The sequence below is a fragment of the Fimbriimonadia bacterium genome (assembly GCA_039961735.1).
Lineage (GTDB): Bacteria > Armatimonadota > Fimbriimonadia > Fimbriimonadales > JABRVX01 > JABRVX01.
The window spans coordinates 14,524-32,208 of sequence record JABRVX010000024.1 but is presented as its reverse complement, the minus strand read 5'-3'; the positions used below and the strand labels follow the sequence as shown (position 1 = coordinate 32,208).

Sequence of the window (17,685 nt, the reverse complement as noted above, 5' to 3'; positions counted from 1 at the left end):
TCGCCGGGACGGCGATGCCACGACGCCACGCAAGCCCCAAGAACATCGAAACCATCGCCGGGGCAGTGCCTGCCGTGGCACGGGCGTCTCGCCCGTGGTGGAGACCATCGCCGGGACGGCGACGCCACGACGCCACGCAAGCCCCAAGAACATCGAAACCATCGCCGGGGCAGTGCCTGCCGTGGCCCGGGCGTCCCGCCCGTGGTAGAAGCCCATCGCCACGATGTCGTTGGGTTCTTTCTGTCGCAGGGGGAAGGCAGTGTCGTCGGGCCGTGACTGATCGAAGAACGCGGGTGTCTCATCGTGCCAGACCCCTCTCCCTTCCAAAGCACAGTCCGATATGTGACACCAGAGGGAACGACAGGGGAGATAACAGGTTGGTGGGCAGTTGCCGGGAAAACAGCGTGTACCACCAGGCGCCGCCGACATTCGCAGGGGCCTGACCTCCGACCTTGCGACCCACTCAAGCAGAACTATCCAGACAGATTATGAGCACACCCGGAACCTCTCTCATCCTATCCCGACCTTTCAGGATAGGCACCTGTATGGATACCCGACACGGACAGGTTCTCAATCAGGGCTCCTTGTTCGAGCCGAATCGCTCACCGCCGAACCGAAGAACCTGGCAACCTCGTAGGAGTACGAGGTGCTCGATCGGCGACGTCGGCCGAACGAAGGGGTGCTCCCCCTCACCCCGGAAGTATATGGATCGGGACGGGAGAGAGGGCCTAGTCGAGGCCACCGCTGGTGGTTACGGGCGTCGTCGGGACAGTGGAAGGGGCCGTCCGAAGGTAGAATGCCCGCATGGTCAGCCCTATCCTAGCCGGGATTCTGCTCCTCGCCCAAGCAGCGGCAGAAGACCCGCTCCGGCATCCATCCGAATCCCACCTGCGCAACATCCGACAGCTCACCTTCAAGGGGAACAACGCCGAGGCATACTGGAGCTTCGACGACAAAAAGCTCATCTTCCAATCGGACGACAGCCCCAACGGCAGGGACCAGATCTACATCATGAACCCGGACGGCTCCGACCGGCGAATGGTCTCCACCGGAACCGGGGTAACCACGTGTGGCTTCTTCTTCCCGGACGGGAAGCGCATCCTCTTCTCCAGCACGCACTGGAAGGACGAGAACCCGCCTCTTCCAGATAAGTCGCTGGGCTACGTATGGCCGCTCTACCCGTCCATGCAGATATTCACTGCGAACGCCGATGGGTCGGAGTTGAAGCAGATCACGAACTTCGAGAAGTACACGGCAGAGGGGTCGGTCAGCCGCCAGGGAAGGCTGCTGTTCTGCAGCGGCAAAGGCGGCGACATGAACATCTATTCGTGCGAGCCGGACGGCTCCGACTTGAAGCAGCTCACCAACGAGCCGGGCTACGACGGCGGGCCGTTCTGGTCACCGGACGGAACTAAGATCGTGTACCGTCGCGCCATCGAGACCAGCGGTCCCTTGCACGAAGCGTATCTTGAGAACCTCAGGCAGAACGTCTACCGCCCCGCGCCGCTGGAGATCTGGGTCATGGATGCCGATGGCTCCAACAAGCGCCAGGTGACCAATCTGGGCTGCGCATCCTTTGCACCGTACATGCATCCGGATGGGAAGCACATCATCTTCTGCACCAACTACCCCGAGCCTCGCGGACGGGAGTTCGACCTGTATCTGATCGGCGTGGACGGCACAGGGCTGAAGCGGATCACGTATACCAAGGAGTTCGACGGATTCCCGATGTTCTCGTTCGACGGGAAGAAGTTGGTATTCTGCAGCAATCGAAACGCTAAGAGGCCGGGGGACACCAACGTCTTCGTGGCGGACTGGGTCCCCTAGGGGGGGATATTACGGAGGTCGAAGTGAACCGTTTGCGAATGGCCTGGGTCTATGTGCTTCCGCTAGCGCTCGTTGCGTCCGCGGTTGCAGTACCCGAGATCACGCAGGACGATATCCGGGCGCACATCAGCTACCTCGCGTCCGACGAGCTGGAGGGCAGGCTGTCGGTGAGCAGGGGGTTCGAGCTTGCCGCGGCCTATGCGGCCGCCGAGTTCAAGAAGTACGGACTGGAACCAAAAGGTACGGAAGGCTACTTTCAGCCATTCCAGATGACCGCGGGCTTCCGACCGGGAAAGAACAACTTTCTGACCATCACCATCGCAGGCGAGCGCTACGACTTCGAGCTGGGTAAGGACTTCATGCCGGTGTCCACGGGCAGGTTCAACCACTGGGCGGAAGGGCCGCTAGTGTTTGTGGGCACCGGCATTCGGAACGAGGAACGCGACGACTTCGCTGGGGCAGACCTCACGGGCAAGATCGTGGTGATGCGTCACGGGACCGGCCCGTTGGGCAACCCGGCCAATATCCGTGGCCGAGTGAAGACTGCTGAGGAATTGGGGGCAAAGGGGGTGCTGCTCGTCTCCGCAGAAAAGCGGATGCCAGTGCCGATCGTCGCAGGCGGCGCGTCGGAGCCGGGCGAAGGGATTCCGGTGGTCGAAGTGTCGGTGGAAGCGCTGGAGCAACTCGATCCGGCGTTGGCAGCGGCCTTGGCACAGGACGAAGGATCTCCTGGTATGGCCCCTGCCTTCGAGATCGCCAACTCGCGCGCACGGTTCATTAGCCAGGTGGAACGCAACACGGGAATGACGCGAAACGTAGTGGCTTTTCTCCCCGGCAACGATCCCCAGCTTCGGGACGAGATCATCGTGCTCGGCGCACACCTCGACCACCTCGGTTTCGGCCAGGTGGGAACGATGGGCCGCAGTCGCGAGATTCACAACGGTGCTGACGACAACGCTTCGGGCAGCGCATCGGTGCTGGAGATGGCCGAGTACTACGCGCACTACAAGACGAACCGGCGCTCGATGCTCTTCATGCTCTTCTCGGGCGAAGAGGTCGGGCTGATCGGTTCCCGTTACTTCGTAAACAACCCGACGATCGACCTGAGCAAGGTCACGGCGATGGTCAACTTCGACATGGTGGGGCGGCTGAAGGACGACAGGCTCGTCGTGGAGGGCACCGGCTCGTCGCCCATCTGGCCGGAGCTGCTCGACAGCGTGGACAAGCAGGGATTGACCACGCGGTACTCGCCGGGCACCGGTGGCGGCAGCGACCATGCATCCTTCGCGTCCAAGCAGATTCCCGTCGTGTTCTTCTTCACCAATATCCACCCCGATTACCACCGTCCGACCGACGACTGGGAGGCCATCAACTACGACGGCCAAGTCCGAGTTCTGCAATACGCGCGCCGGGTGATTGACGCGATTGACGCGCGCGGAGAGAAGGTGCCGTGGCAACAGCCGAGCCGCGTCCGAGGCGAGCGACGCCCGCCTGCCGATGACCAGCAGCGCCCCGAAGGCCCCCGCGGAGACGGGCCCAGAGTGAACGTACGCATCGGCCTCGTTCCTGATTACTCGTTCGAGGGCACGGGCGTGATGCTTTCCGGCACCACGCCGGGGACGCCTGCGGAGAAGGCGGGCCTGCGCGAAGGGGACATCATCGTGCAATGGGACGACATTCCGATCACGGACATGGAGTCGCTGATGAAAGGCTTCGCTGCGGCCAAAGCCGGCGTGGCGGTGAAGCTAGTGGTGCAGCGCGGCAGCGAACGGATCGAGATCAGCATAGTGCCCGAAGCGCGCTCCGCGCCTTAGTCGGCTCGAGCGGAGTCAGGCATAACGTCGCGGCGCGCCATCGTGTAAGCGGGAGCAACGAGGAAGGTGTCGCAACCTGCGCAGGATTCGAAGCCGCTGAGCAAGTGGAAGCTGCTGGACAAGGTAGTCTCAGTGGCTTTCATGCTTTGGTGCTTGGTGGTCACGATAGCGGTAGTCACGAGCCCGACGTCGCCCTGGCTGCTGGACCTCAGCGATGCACTAGCAGCGCATCTCGGCGCGCTTACGCCGGTGACGAAGGTGTGGACCCTGGTCGGTGCAGTGGTCGGCGCGATCAGCATGATCGGGGTGTGGCTGGAGAAGCGCCGGCCGATGGCGATAGTTGCGTTGTGTGCGATTTTGCAGGTGCTGGCAATCCTGCATTCGGTGGCTCACGACCCTGTTTGGTGGCCGGCGTTAGCTCCTCCGGCGGTGTTTGCCGCTTACTTCACTGCGCGCTTCTGGATGCGAGAGATGGTTCCACGCTATCGGTAGTCCCGGCCAATCGGTACAATCGAGCAGCACGGGTGCGAGAGATGCATCCTCGGAGACACCGAGGGTGAGCGCGCAAGACCTAACACTCGATGCATGGGCGGAGAGCAAGACCCGATGACTCTAGATGCAGTGATTCAGGGCGATTGCGTCGAGGAGATGGCACGTCTGCCGGACGCATGCGCTGACTGCATCTTCGCTGACCCGCCGTACAACTTGCAACTGAGGCAAGAGCTTTGGCGCCCCAACATGACCAAGGTGGACGCAGTAGACGATGCATGGGACCGCTTCGGCAGCTTCGCCGAGTACGACGAATTCTCGAAGGCGTGGCTGGGCGAGTGCAGACGTCTACTAAAGCCGACGGGGACCATCTGGGTGATCGGCACCTATCATAACATCTTCCGGATAGGAACCATCATGCAAGACCTCGGCTACTGGATCTTGAACGACGTGATCTGGATCAAGACCAACCCAATGCCTAACTTCCGTGGTGTCCGCTTCACCAACGCACACGAGACACTGATATGGGCGTGCCGTCAGAACGGTGCTAAGTACACGTTCAACCATCATGCCATGCGTGGGCTGAACGACGACCTGCAGATGCGCAGTGACTGGGTCCTGCCTATTTGCAGTGGACGAGAGCGGATCAAGGTAGGGGGTAGCAAGGCGCACTCGACACAAAAGCCCGAGGCCCTGCTCTATCGTGTGATTCTGGCAAGCACCAATCCCGGAGACCTCGTGCTGGACCCCTTCTTCGGTTCTGGAACGACCGGCGTGGTGGCGAAGAAGCTACACAGGCACTACCTTGGGATCGAGCGCGATGCGGGATATGTGATGATCGCGAAGGAGCGCCTGGAAACCACACCGGTCGGGTTGTCCATTCCCAAGGTGTTCGACGTTTCCGACCGGAAACGCCTTGCACCTCGGGTCGCGTTCGGCTCGTTGATAGAGGCCGGTTTGCTGTCGCCAGGACAACAGCTGTTCTTCCGGAGAGACCGGAAGCTGGCTGCTACCGTTCGTGCCGACGGCAAGCTAATGATGAACGGCTCGGTGGGGTCCATTCATCAGGTCGGGCGCGAGCTCTCGAATGGTAGTCCCTGCAACGGCTGGGAGCACTGGTACTTCGAGGACGACGATGGCGACCTGGTAGGAATAGACGTCCTGCGACAAAGGTTGCTTGCTGCTACCGATGGAGCGAGACCGTGTGGGGTATAGCCCAGAGCCACGATGCGGAGTGGACAGACGAGGGGAGTGCGGTTCAGCTTTCTGGCTGCTCGAGCCTATGGCCGAGCCTATGGCAGTGTAATCGTCGCGCTGTGGCCAGGGGCCACGGGTTCCGAGAAGCGTTCTTGGGGGATAATCCCTCGATGCAGAACTGTCGCGTCGGGGGGAAGCACATCTAGTCATGTATCACCGCCTGCGCGCTCTTCACCGTTGGGCAGGGGTCGTCGCATCCTTGTTTCTCGTCGTCATCGCTGCGACCGGGTTCCTCTTGGCCACGAAGGACGTCTTCCCTTGGATTCGTCCGTCCGAGGCAAAGGCCTCGAATGTGGAGGGTCTGAACGAGGTGATCAGCGTGGAACAGGCAGCAAGAGCCGCCTTTGCGCTGGGCATTCCCGAGCTACAGCGCAGGGAAGACATCGATCGCATTGACTACCGACCCAAGAGCAACATATTCAAGGTCCTGAGCAAGCGCGGCTACCACGAGGTGCAGGTGGACGGGGCAACGGGCCGGGTGGTGCAGCGCGCCTTTCGGCTGGACCAGTTCACCGAGGACATTCACGACCTCAGCATCGTCGGAACGGCGATCAGGCGCTACTGGCTTCCCTTGGTCGCCGTGCTCCTGTTCGGACTTGGGGTGTCCGGGGTGTGTATCTTCACGGTGCCGCTCGTCCGCCGGGCCCGGTTTCGCAGGCAGCGGGGTGCAGAACGGCAGGAGTAGAGAGACCCCGTCCAAGCTTGGACAGTGCCTGAGTGCCACCGTATCTTTCTATCCCTCACCTCTTGCGGTGGTGAGGGGCGGAGGTTGCGACCTGGCTGCGGCGTACGCAGACAAGACATCTCCCGTCGGGCCGTCCAGGCGGAGGTGGCCGGAGTCGAGCCAGACGGTGCGAGGGGCGGTTTTGGAGACAGCGTCGAGGTCATGGGAGACGAAGAGGATCGTCTTTCCCTCGCGCTGGAACTCCGCGATTTTGGCGTAGCACTTTGCCTGGAACTCCAGGTCCCCGACCGCCAGCACCTCGTCTACTAGCAGGATGTCGGCGTCCACGTGCGTCGCCACAGCAAAGCCAAGCCGCATCAGCATTCCGGAGGAGTAGGTGCGTATGGGAGCGTCTATGTACTCGCGCAGGTCTGCGAAGGCCACGATCTCGTCCAGCCGCGCCGCCACCTCACGCCGGGTAAGGCCCAGGATCACGCCGTTGAAGAACACGTTCTCCACGCCGGTCAGGTCCGGGTGAAAGCCTGCACCCAGCTCCAGCAGCGGCGCGACGCGTCCGCTCACCGTGATCCGTCCGGAGCTTGGCCGATACACCCTGGCGATGACGCCCAAAAGCGTACTCTTGCCCGCGCCGTTCTTTCCGACCACGGCCACCGTTTCGCCGGATTGGATACACAGGTCAAGGGTATCCAGGGCCCTCACCTTCTCCCGCCGCCGGGGCAGGAAGGACAGTAGCAGGCCCTTCAGCGAGCCGTAAGCCTGGTGGGTGACCACGAAGTCCTTGCACAGCCCTTCGGCGTGAATGGCCAGGCTCATGGGCGCTCCACGAACTCCCACTTGCGCCGATTGAAGTAAGCGTATCCTCCCACCAGTGCGACCACCGAGACGCCCGCCGCACTCGCCAGCAACCCGCCCTCCAGTGGTAACGCCTGGAAGCTGTCCGTGCCGCGCACCGTTCGCATCTGAACGCCCTGCTCCGGCAGTAGCACCTTACGATACGCGGTCAGGTACATCGCCACCGGGTTGAGGTGATACGCGACGTACACGGCCCGCCGATGTTCCGGTGCGATGAGCTGCGAGTTCGCCACGTTCTCGCTAAAGTAGATCACCGGGCACAAGAAGAACAGCAGGTACAGGAGCACCCCGAGAATGTACTTCACGTCCTCATAGAAGGTGTTCAGGGCCGAGACGAACAGCGCCAGGCCTGCCGCGAGTGCCCCATGTCCTAGGATCAGTGGGAATACCCAGAGCGCCTTCCAAGTGAAGGGACTAATCTGCGGGTTGAGCAGCCAAACCACCAGCAGGTAGCAGAAGAACACGAGAAGCGCGAGCAGGAAGTGCACTAGGTTCGCGCACACGGCGGTCAGCGGCAGTATCTCGCGTGGGAAGTACACCTTGCGGATAACCGGCATGTTCAGCAGGATGCACTGCGACGAGTCCATGAGCGTCATTTGAAAGAACACCCATGGCAGGTAGGCCGCCAGCAGGTAAGCAGAATAGTTGGGGTTGGAAAACCCCATGATGTGTTTGAACACCACCGTCATCACCAGAACGGTGGCAAGGGGATTCAGCAGCGACCAGAAGAAGCCCAGCGCCGAGTTCTTATACCGGACCCTGAGGTCCCTAAGAACGAAGGTCAGAAGTAACTCTCGGTATCGCCAGAGTTCCTTTAGTTCAGCCCACATCTTGGCGGAGTCTGCGGTCGGAGCGTGCTGGGATCAGCAGCCCGAGCAACTCCCTTCTGGGGATCAGAACCCGCCTTCTGCCCGCCACGCGATAGGCGGACAGAGCGCCTTGCCGGATGTAGGATCGGATGCTCGACTGACTCAACTGCAAGAACTGAGCGGCCTGTGCGACCGTCAGAAACTCGTCCTGTTCCATTTTGTGGACCACTCCCAAAAAAGCACCGAAAAAGCATCAGTATGATAGTCCAAAACTCAGGGATTGTCAACAAGCGCTCTCGCGCATCAGCAGCAATCAGCCTGCACCAGGTTCAACGGGCGGCCAAAGTTTTTCCGCTTGGCCGTGAAGAAAGGGTGCAAAGGTCGGCGACCAGGCGTCCCAGGATCTCCGGGGTGGAGGTTCCGCTCCCCATGCCCTTTAGCGCGGCGTCGGCTTCGGCGATGCGGCCCAAAGCCCAGCCGATACGCTCATAGGTGAGCCCTTTGGCCAAGCGCGCGTACTTCGCCGCCACGCTCCGGCTGCGAACGGCGAGCGCCCCGAGGTTCTGTTCTCGTGGGAGAAGCGGGTCGCTCGCGTGATCGCCCCACCGCTCCACCGGTACTTTTCGATCCAGCAGCGCCCGGGCTTGCCACAGAAGGCGGAACTGGCGGCTGAGATGCGGCAGCACGCTCTGCATCGCGGCTTCTTCCGGCCTGGACCGCGAGGCGAGCAGTACGTCCAGGTGGCCGAGCGCCGCGCCCAGGTCCCCGTCCGTCACACTGTCCGTAAAGGCGAAGATCTGCGCCTGGCGCTTCTCGGTTACCAGTGCCCGAACGTCCTCGTCCGAGATGTCGGCGCCCTCGGATGCATACTCGATCAGCTTGTCCAGCTGTGCCCTGGCTTCGGCGAAGTCTTGGTTGCACATCCTCCACAGCAGGTCGGCGACGCGTCCAGGCAGCATGACGGAACGTTCGGCGGCGAGTTCGATCAGCCGCTGCCGACCTTGGGAGGCTTCGGGCGGCGAGCAGTCCACCACCACACCCTTCTTCTCGACTGCGCCGACGAGGGCTTTCTCTGCCGCAGAGGATCGCTCGCTAGTGCGGGCATCCGTCGCGGGGTCTGGATCCATGCACACGACCACGCAGGCGTGTGTTGGGATGTCAGCCAGCACCTTGGCCAGCTTGCCCGCCTCGTCGCTCGTCAGGCGCGAGGCCCTTCGGAGGACGATGGTGCGAGCCGACGAGAAGAAAGCGGGGGTCGCGGCGCACTCGGCCACGCGGGCTGCAACGCCTGGCTCCGCATCCAGCCGCTCGATATCGGCTGCATCTTCCGCTCCCGCCGCGACGCGGAGTAGGTCACGCAAGACCCGCAGCACCGCCACGCTGTCCGAACCGAGGAGCAGGTAGGAGGGCTTCAGCGCGTCAGGCTCGGGGTGAAAACGACTGGCCGCGACTTTGGGCATCTAGATCCTCCCCTTCGGCAGCGAGCGTATCTGCCGTAACCATTCCTCCACGCGAAGCCTCAGATCGGGAAGAACGCTTTCCGGCCCGCCCCGTCCGAACAGGCCTGCGTCCACGCCCTCCACCACGGCAGCAGCCAGAGGTGCGAGCGATGGGGGCAGGTGTGGCTCGATAAAGCGGAGGTGTTCGATGGGTGTCAGATGCGGCTCGCGGCTGGGAAGGCCGACCCGACGCAGGCTTCTCAGGAACCGGGCGTATTGCCTTCCGACTGCGCTCCTCGCGTCCTGCACTCGTGTAGCACGTAGCCTGGCTATCCAGAGCGACAACAGAATGTAGGCTGCGATCAGCCCGATGGCGACATCCAGAACGAGCGACCACCAAGGCGATCGCCAGAACTCCTGATCTGCGGCAAGCGCAGCGGCCGGCCCTGCCTCTTCGTCCAAGTTGCGCGCACCCTCCGTGGCATCGAAGATGACCCACCCAACTCCCTCGAACAGCACCTCGGTCCACAGGTGCAGGTGCTTCTCGCGGATGACATAGGTGCCCGAGTTGCGGTCGAAGTCGCCCGGTGCGTAGCCCCTAACCACGCGAGCGGGAAGGCGGAGTTCGCGGCACAGCACCGCGAGGGCAGAGGCGAAGGAGTCGCAGTAGCCCTTCTTTCGCTCGAAAAGGAACTCGCTCACGCGGTCGGTGCGCGAGTTCAGCGGCGCGTCCTGAAGTGTATAGCCACAGGTGCGCGAGATGTAATCCCGCAGCATCTGAACTCGCTGATAGTCGTTTCGAGCGCGAGCCGTGACGCGAGTGGCGAGTGCCCGAAGTTCGGGCGAGCGGGTCTCGGGAAGCTGCATATACCGAAGTGCAAAGCGCCGTCGCTCGGCGCCGGCGTTGCCCAGTCGCCTATGCAGCGGCACCGCTGAGTGCGCTCGATACCTCTCACCGGCAAGCATGTCTCGATTCGGTCGTACGAAGTCTCGGAATGCGAAGAACAGCACGGGGGAGTCGATCTCGACTTCGGTCGGTTCCCCTGCCAAGTACAGCATCTGGTGACTTCCACGTGTCACCTCGACCTCGTAGGAGACCTCTTCTCGGGCGAGAGTGTCGTCCAGGCGAAACCCGAGGTTCAGATCGAACACCCCGGGGGTGGATGGAAAGACAGTCTGAGGCCCTATCACGCCGGATCGCCAGCCCATACCGTTGTAGTCGTGGAAGGCCCTCTCGCGCAGATAAAGCGGCCTATCTGCCCGCACCCGAAGGACCTGCAGGTCCGTGCTCGAATGGCCACCGACCCCAATCTCCAACTCGGCGGCGTCGCCTGCGGTGGGCAGGGTCACGGCCTGCCTCGGTCCTGGCCCGATGAACACCCTCGCAGGCACCAGCTTCTCGACGCCGAGACCGACCAGGGGGGCTAGCACGAAGGCGACGCCCGCCACCACCGCGGCACCCGTCAGGGCGTACACAGGGCCCGCCGCAACCGAGCGATGCACCCTGCCCGCTCCGATGGCGCGAATGTGTGAACGCGAAAGCGCGAAGACTGCGCCCGCGAGGAAGACGAGGAACAACAAGGGAAGCCAAGCAGCATCGGAGTAGGTTGCGGCGATACCGAGCAGCGCCATGGACGGAACCGCCTGAAACAGCATGTCGCCGTCCGTTACCATTACGAAGCTACGCAGCACCAGCAGCCACACGACGCGAGCGCCGACGGCTAGGTGCACGGCGGCAAAGTCCGACATTTCGGCCCCGATGGGATAGGGTGCAATCCAACCGATGGCTCCGAGCACACCGCACACGTATGGGCCGAGGAACAGGACGCCTGCCGCCGAGCCTGCCAGCCGTAGAACCAGGCTGACCAAGCACCCGACCCCGAGCAAGCCAGCGACACGGAGCCCTTCTCCCGGAGCCTCGAGTGCTGCATGAAGCGCGACGATCGCAGCCGCCATGAAGACCCAGGTGGCTAGGTAGTCCGGCAGGCGCGACAGCGTGCTTCTCAAAGCTTCGCTTCTCATGTTGCTGCCTCGCCGCTGGTCGGTGGTACCTCGATCACCACCGCTCCCAACCGTCTCAGGGCGTCAGCCCGATCCGCTCGGTCACCGGGATGCCTGTAAAGGTACACGATCATTCGTGCACCACCGAACCGTCTCACGCATGCCGCGGCTCCGTCTGAATCTGCGGTGAACAGATACACGGCGCTGTCGGGACCGAGGTTGGGTTGCACCTGTTGGACATAGCTCGTAAGATCGGTGTAGTCGGCCTCAATCCCTCCAAGGCCTTCCAGGATGCGACGATAGTGCCGCTTGCCTCGGCGCATCTCGGTGCAAGGCCCTGTGATTCCCTGGCCGGTCAGGCGAACTGCAGCACCCACCGCGAGTAGCTCACGTGCAACGAACGCGGCGTTGCGGATTGCATGCTCTAACGCCGCGTCGGGTCCTCGCGATCCGGGAGGAACGTGCGTGTCGCACAGGATCGTCATGTCCGAGAGCCCACCGGGTTCGAATTGCTTCACCAACAGCGTGCGATGCCGAGCGCTCGACCGCCAGTGCACGTGCCGCAAGCTGTCCCCGGACCGGTATTCACGCACACCTCGCGGCTCAATCCCACCGCCTTCGGCCAGCCCCGATTCGCTGTCCTCTGAACTCCACCCAGCGACCGCACGGAGATCGAGCGGCACGGGCTCGGGCCTGGGGAGCACCAGAAGGCTGTCCTTCGACGGCTCGAAGGTGCGCTCGCGCCAGGAGATGCCGAGCGAGTCTCCTGCATACACGCAGATGTCTTTCGGGGAGTAGCGCCCTCTGCGGATAGGCACAAAGCTGTACTCGATCTCCGTAGAGCCCTGCGCGGGGGGACAGAACGGCGGAGGAAAGATCACGTCGCGCATCCAATCCGTGGAGCCAAACCTCTCTTCTAACAGCAGCCACGGGGCACCGAGCCGGGAACGGTTCGTTACCTCGAAGCGCACCGCCACGGTATCGCCCACGGTCGCCTCGGCCGGGCACCATCTCCGGACGCTAAGCCCTCGCAATGCCAACGACGCCTGCACTCGACCTGCGAAGAGCAGCAGGATGAACGTGGTGGCCATGTAGAACAACACCGGCTGCTGGACTACCATGGCGACCAACAGTAGACAGGTGGCAGCCACCGTAAGCGCGGAGACGACGTACGTGCGCACCGCTCGCTACCTCGTAGGCACCGGCACAGGCACTCGGCTGAGGATGGACTGGATGATGCCGGGCCCGCTGTCCGCCCTGCCGCGCACTTCGCTGCGGCCGATCAGCCTGTGCGGCAAAACCTGGAGGGCGACCCGCTTGACGTCGTCCGGAGTGGCGTAGTCGCGGCCCGCGATGGCCGCAGCAGCCTGTGCCGAACGCATCAACAGAAGCGAACCCCTGGGGCTCGCGCCGAGCAACAGCCCCGATTCCTCTCGCGTGGCTCGAACCACTTCTACGATATAGTCCTTTAGGCTGTCGTCTACGAACACTTCACGGACATCGGCCTGCAGCTCTACCATCTCCTCGGGGGTTAGCACCGAGCGCACGTCGTCGAGTGGTGCCTTTAGCTGTTGGCTGATCAGAATGCCCTTCTCGTGTTCTTTGTCCGGGTAGCCAAGGCTGAGGCGCGCGAGGAACCGGTCCATCTGTGCCTCGGGCAGCGGATAGGTGCCCGTCATCTCCACGTTGTTCTGCGTCGCGATGACGAAGAAGGGTCGGGGAAGGTGGTACAGGGTTCCGTCCACCGTGACCTGGCGCTCCTCCATCGCTTCCAGTAAGCTGGATTGCGTCTTCGGCGTGGCGCGGTTGATCTCGTCGGCGAGCACGATGTTGGCGAAGATGGGTCCCGGCCGGAACTCGAACTCCACCGTCTTCTGATTGAACAGCGAGCTACCCGTCACGTCGGCGGGCAATAGGTCGGGGGTGAACTGTACGCGTCGGTAAGTGCCACCAATCGCTCTCGCTAGGGCTTTGGCGAGCGTGGTCTTGCCAACGCCGGGAACGTCCTCCAGCAGGATGTGCCCGTCGGCCAATAGGGCGATGATAGCGGCCTCGATGGTCTCCGGCTTGCCGAGGATCGCCTTTCCCACCTCGGCGGCGACCTCTGCAGCCTTTGTCGAAACAGTTTCCGGTCTCACGCGCACTCCTCGGTTTCGAGTGTAGCCGATCCGACAGGCCCCTCGGACGACCCATGCAGTCGAACCCATGGGCAGGAATCAGAGCGCCGGATGCAAGATACATACGTCGTGGACGATTTTTGCGTTATCGGGGTTGACCTGGGAGGAACGAACGTCCGTGCGCTGGCAGTGGAGCCTAGCGGGAACCCAGTGGGGGAGTTCGCTTCGCAGCCATCGCGAGCGAAGGAGGGAGCGGCTGCCGTGGCCGACGCGTGCGCGGACGTGGTCCGCTCTGCGGAGAGGTCCGCCGGGAGGCCGTGCAAGGCGGTAGGGATGGCCGTGCCCGGCCACATAGATCCCAAGGACGGCTCCGTGCGCTGGGCTCCCAACTTCGGTGAGTATGTGGGAGGCATCTTTCGGCACTTTGCGGACGTGCCGCTGACCGCGATGGTGCGCGAACGGCTCGGTGTGCCGGTGCATAGCGGCAACGACGCCAACTTGGCCGCGCTGGGCGAGTTCATGTTCGGCAAGCGCGAGGAACGGCCTAACGGACTGGTCATGATCACTTTAGGGACGGGCATCGGTAGCGGTATCGTTCTCACCCCGGACCAGATGTCGGGGGGCGAGCCGCCGTCCGCGCCGCTGCTTCTGGTGGGTAGCAACGGCGGAGGGGCGGAGCTGGGGCATACCGTGGTGTTTGCCGATGGACCACAGTGCGGTTGCGGAGCTTACGGATGTGCCGAGGCGCTGGTGAACGCGAACGCGATCGTGCAGCGAGGCAGGGCGAAACTGGAGCACGACCCGACCGGCCTCCTGGCGCAGCTCTCGGGGGGCGATCCCTCGCGCATCACGCCGAAGCTGTTGGCGGACGCGGCGGCGCAGGGGGACGAGAGCGCCCTGGAAGTGTGGCGTGAGACGGGGCACTACCTCGGCGTGCTGATCGGCAATGTCATCAACACCTTCGTGCCGGAGCTGGTGGTCCTGGGGGGCCAGATATCACAGGCGGGTCCGCCTCTTTGGGAGCCGACGATCCGGAGCGCCCGTAATACGGCCATCCCGACGCTCTTTGCCGCCACACGTATCGAACCCGCAACGGAGCCGGAGCGCGCCGGCGCCCTCGGCGGCGCCGCCCTGGCACTTCAGCGCCTAAGCCGCTAACCCCCGCTTACTCCCAATCACCTATCCCTCACCACTGCGAGTGGTGAGGGATAGCGTACTCCGGCCGCCGAATCGCCGGCTGGCCCAAAAACCGCTACAGCTTCCGGATGCGGATGTTGCGGAAGGAGACCTCGTGCCCGTGGTCCTGAAGCACGATGTAGCCTTTCGGGTGTCGCGCGAAGTCGGGGAATTCGGCGAATTTGGTCTTCTGATAGATCTCGGTCCACTCCGGGCTGCCGATCTCGTACTCCACTATCTTCACGCCGTTCATCCAGTGCTCGATGTGGTTGCCGCAGGCCACGATGCGAACCTCGTTCCACTCGCCTGCCGGCTTCAGCACCTTGCCTTTCGGGCCGTAGAAGTCGTAGGCCGCACCGCTGGCGTTGACGCTGTCCGGCGCGATGCCGTGCCCCTGGTCGTCGAGTAGCTGGAACTCGGGCCCGCTCTGCCACGAGGCTTCGTGGTCCTCGGTAGAGCGGTACATGATTCCGCTGTTGCCTCTGGTAGACATGCGGTATTCGAGTATCAACTCGAAGTCGCCATACATCTGGGCGGTTCGCAGATCGCCGCCATCGGGGCCGGGGCTACAGGTGAGGATCCCGTCTTTGGCACTCCAGTTCTTAGGAGGGCGGTCCATGCGGTATCCCGTCCAGCCATTGAGCGATTTGCCGTCGAAGATCATCTCGAAGCCCAGCGCCTTCTCCAGCCTGGTGAGCGTCGGCATACTTGGCGCCTGGTCTTGAAGGATGGCGGTCTGGGCCCCTAGCGCCAGTGTGAAGAGCAAGAGGTGGGTCATAGCATGAAGGGCATTCACGATGCGCGCCACCTTTCCTGCGCAATCTCGGTGGCCGGCTGAGCAGTGCTTCCGTGTGTCGATACGGACCACAGAGGAAGGGTTTGCGCCGCGCAGCGGCGAAGGTTAGACGCGGCCCGCGCGTGGGCGCAGGAGGCAATGGATGGCCGCAGCCGACGTCATCGTCATCATTCTGTACTTCGTTCTGCTGTTCGGCATCGCGATTCACGTCATACGCAGGAAACAAAAAACCTCCGAGGAGTACTTCCTTGCCGGCCGTTCCATCCCGTGGCTGCTCGTCATGACCTCGCTCTTTGCCACGGATATGTCTTCGACTGCGTTCATCGGAGCGGCGGGCACGGGGTATGCGCACGGGATCGTCTTCGCTAACTTCCAATGGATCGCAGTGGTATGCATCCTGGTGCTGGTCGTCTGGCTGCTGCCGATCTATCTGCACAACCGTATCGTGACACTGCCGGAGTATCTCGACAGACGTTACGGCAAGTCCGCACGCACGGTCTACAGCGTAATCTGCATTTTCATCTATGCGTTGGTGGAAATCCCGGCGGTGCTATATGTGGGTTCGCTGCTGCTGGGCGAAGTGACTAACCTGCACCCGATTGCCATCTTCGTGGTGTTAGGATTGCTGACCGGAGCCTACACCATCGCCGGCGGGTTGCGGGCCGTGGTGTATGCGGACTTCATGCAAGCGGGGTTCATTCTCGTGGGTGGGTTGTATCTCGGTTTCGCCAGCCTACATGCGGTTGGTGGATGGGCGGAACTGAATGCGAAGCTGCCGCACACCTACTTCTCGGCAATCCAGGGATCTGAGTCGGCCTTGCCTTGGCCCACGCTGCTCACGGGCCTCCCGGTACTCGGCCTGTGGTATTGGGGCACCAACCAGATGATACTGCAGCGAGTGCTAGGAGCGAGGACGGTGAACGAGGGGCGCTTGGGCGCTCTAGGCGGTGGCATTCTCAAGTTCACGCTGCCGCCCATGTTAGTACTGCCCGGCATGTGCGCAGCCGTGCTGTACCCAGGGCTGGAGTCGCCGGACCTAGCGTATCCAACGCTGATTCAGCACATGGTTCCGGTGGGTTTCAAGGGGCTCGTGATCGCAGCGTTCGTCGCAGCTATGATGTCGCACGTGGAGGGCGCACTCAACTCGGCGAGCACGCTGTACGTGCAGGACATCCACCTGCGACTGATCAACTCGAAGCTGACCGATGCTCACGCAATCCGGCTGGGAAAGATCGTGGGGTTCATTCTGATCGCGGGCGCGCTGCTCATTGCGCACCAGTTGCATGTGGCTTCGGTGTACGTGTTCCTGCAGCAGGGCTACTCGTACGCCGCGGCTCCCGCGGTGGTGCTCTTTCTCGGCGGCATTTTCTGGAAGAGGGCCAACCTGTGGGGTGCGCTTGCGGCCTATGTGGGTGGAGTGGGCTGCATGGCTGGAATCGAGGTGTACAACCAGTTGTGCAAGCCGCCGTGGGTGCCTGTCAACCCGTTCTATCAAGTGGCGTGGGCGGCACTGGCCGCGCTGGTCGCTTGGTGGGTGTTCTCGCTGCTGACGCCGAGGCCCGGGATTGCGGAGGAGCCGCTGGTCGAGTTCCGCGAGGAGCCCCTCTCGACCTACCCGCTGCTCAAGCGCTGGCCGATCTGGGCCTTCGTGTGCATTGTGCTGTTGGTGGTCACCTATAGCGTGTTTCGGTAGAGGCGAGGCGCACGATCTTGCCGCCATAGTCCGGCTCGACCGTGCAGCCCGGGGGGACGGTGAGGAAGTCGGCGTCGTCCCACGGACCATCGAGGAGGCGGCGGAAGAGGGATAGGTCTCCCCGGAGCTTCTCGAACGACCAGCCATGGTCTGCCGCTCGGTCACGTGCCGCGGCCTCGTAAGTGCCGTCTGGCTCGACGCCCGTCTCGATGAAGGTGATCTGCCGGTAGTTGCGGGTGGGCGACAGCGCCTCCCATACGTAGCGACCCTCTTCCTCGCCGTACTTCTCGATGAGGTCCTCGAGCGAGCACTCCATTCCCATTCGCGCGGGGATCGTCTGCGACCGGAGATCCTCGCTCACGCCTTCGTGCTCGATCCATCCGGTGCTCAGGAAGTAGGTTCCGGGGTTTTCCGCGAAGTACCAGTCGTAGCGCTCGCGCGAGCCCATCAGCAGCGTGATGCAGTCGTGTGCACGGGGGATCACGAGTGTCGTATCCCGTGCGACCAGCCCCGCCGTTCCGTTGTTACATAGCCCATATCCGAGCAGGACTGCGTCGAAGCCCGGCACGACCGCATCAATCGCCGCCTGTAGCCGCTGGCGCATGGGTTGGGAGCCGAGGTCGTGCAAGCCCTTTTCCAGGAAGAGGGGTTCCACCTCGTTGGGCGAGTGGGCGATCAGGTGCTCGAACTCCCGCCGCAACACCTCGCAGGCGATCAGCTTCAGGCGCAT

Annotated in this window: 16 protein-coding genes; 7 read left to right on the top strand and 9 right to left on the bottom strand. The window is 62.9% G+C overall.

Annotated elements, in window-relative coordinates; genetic code table 11:
• Positions 1-804: 804 nt before the first annotated feature.
• The 5 genes from HRF45_07940 to HRF45_07920 all read left to right on the top strand — a co-directional run bounded on the left by HRF45_07940 (position 805) and on the right by HRF45_07920 (position 6,072).
• Positions 805-1,827, top strand: a complete 1,023-nt coding sequence (locus HRF45_07940; protein MEP0766453.1) for a PD40 domain-containing protein — start codon at positions 805-807, stop codon at positions 1,825-1,827.
• Between the two features lie 23 nt (positions 1,828-1,850).
• Positions 1,851-3,641 carry a M28 family peptidase gene (locus tag HRF45_07935; GenBank protein MEP0766452.1) on the top strand — a complete coding sequence of 597 codons (1,791 nt, stop codon included), beginning with the start codon at positions 1,851-1,853 and terminating at the stop codon, positions 3,639-3,641.
• 66 nt (positions 3,642-3,707) lie between these two features.
• Positions 3,708-4,133, top strand: a complete 426-nt coding sequence (locus HRF45_07930; GenBank protein MEP0766451.1) for a hypothetical protein — start codon at positions 3,708-3,710, stop codon at positions 4,131-4,133.
• A gap of 114 nt (positions 4,134-4,247) precedes the next feature.
• Positions 4,248-5,345 carry a site-specific DNA-methyltransferase gene (locus HRF45_07925; protein MEP0766450.1) on the top strand — a complete coding sequence of 366 codons (1,098 nt, stop codon included), beginning with the start codon at positions 4,248-4,250 and terminating at the stop codon, positions 5,343-5,345.
• A gap of 190 nt (positions 5,346-5,535) precedes the next feature.
• Complete coding sequence (locus tag HRF45_07920; GenBank protein MEP0766449.1) at positions 5,536-6,072, top strand: PepSY domain-containing protein; 537 nt, start codon at positions 5,536-5,538, stop codon at positions 6,070-6,072.
• A 48-nt stretch (positions 6,073-6,120) separates the two neighbouring features.
• Here the strand turns inward: HRF45_07920 and HRF45_07915 are convergent, their stop codons facing one another.
• From HRF45_07915 to HRF45_07885, 7 genes are all read right to left on the bottom strand, one after another.
• Positions 6,121-6,885 carry an ABC transporter ATP-binding protein gene (locus tag HRF45_07915; protein ID MEP0766448.1) on the bottom strand — a complete coding sequence of 255 codons (765 nt, stop codon included), beginning with the start codon at positions 6,883-6,885 and terminating at the stop codon, positions 6,121-6,123.
• Entirely contained in the window at positions 6,882-7,754 is an 873-nt protein-coding gene (locus HRF45_07910) for an ABC transporter permease (GenBank protein ID MEP0766447.1), read from the bottom strand. Before HRF45_07910 ends, HRF45_07915 begins: the two co-directional genes overlap by 4 nt.
• Positions 7,744-7,950, bottom strand: coding sequence for a helix-turn-helix domain-containing protein (locus HRF45_07905; GenBank protein ID MEP0766446.1), 207 nt, complete (start codon positions 7,948-7,950; stop codon positions 7,744-7,746). Before HRF45_07905 ends, HRF45_07910 begins: the two co-directional genes overlap by 11 nt.
• Positions 7,951-8,062: 112 nt before the next feature.
• Entirely contained in the window at positions 8,063-9,193 is a 1,131-nt protein-coding gene (gene holA, locus HRF45_07900) for a DNA polymerase III subunit delta (protein MEP0766445.1), read from the bottom strand.
• Complete coding sequence (locus HRF45_07895) at positions 9,194-11,179, bottom strand: transglutaminase domain-containing protein (protein MEP0766444.1); 1,986 nt, start codon at positions 11,177-11,179, stop codon at positions 9,194-9,196.
• Positions 11,180-11,190: 11 nt separating this feature from the next.
• Positions 11,191-12,354, bottom strand: a complete 1,164-nt coding sequence (locus HRF45_07890; GenBank protein ID MEP0766443.1) for a DUF58 domain-containing protein — start codon at positions 12,352-12,354, stop codon at positions 11,191-11,193.
• 6 nt (positions 12,355-12,360) lie between these two features.
• Positions 12,361-13,380: a MoxR family ATPase gene (locus tag HRF45_07885; protein ID MEP0766442.1), complete on the bottom strand. Its 1,020-nt coding sequence runs from the start codon at positions 13,378-13,380 to the stop codon at positions 12,361-12,363.
• 21 nt (positions 13,381-13,401) lie between these two features.
• On the opposite strand from HRF45_07885, the gene HRF45_07880 reads away from it, so the two are divergent.
• Positions 13,402-14,448 (top strand): ROK family protein, encoded by a 1,047-nt coding sequence (locus tag HRF45_07880; GenBank protein MEP0766441.1) that lies wholly within the window; start codon positions 13,402-13,404, stop codon positions 14,446-14,448.
• 94 nt (positions 14,449-14,542) lie between these two features.
• Here HRF45_07880 and HRF45_07875 read toward each other — a convergent pair whose 3' ends face one another.
• A complete protein-coding gene (locus HRF45_07875) occupies positions 14,543-15,262 on the bottom strand; it encodes a DUF1080 domain-containing protein (GenBank protein MEP0766440.1) in 720 nt (239 codons plus the stop codon).
• A gap of 142 nt (positions 15,263-15,404) precedes the next feature.
• Here HRF45_07875 and HRF45_07870 point away from each other — a divergent pair, with 142 nt between their 5' ends.
• Positions 15,405-16,955, top strand: coding sequence for a sodium/solute symporter (locus HRF45_07870; protein ID MEP0766439.1), 1,551 nt, complete (start codon positions 15,405-15,407; stop codon positions 16,953-16,955).
• On the opposite strand, the gene HRF45_07865 is transcribed toward HRF45_07870, so the two are convergent.
• Complete coding sequence (locus tag HRF45_07865; protein ID MEP0766438.1) at positions 16,933-17,685, bottom strand: DUF1638 domain-containing protein; 753 nt, start codon at positions 17,683-17,685, stop codon at positions 16,933-16,935. The genes HRF45_07870 and HRF45_07865 overlap by 23 nt on opposite strands.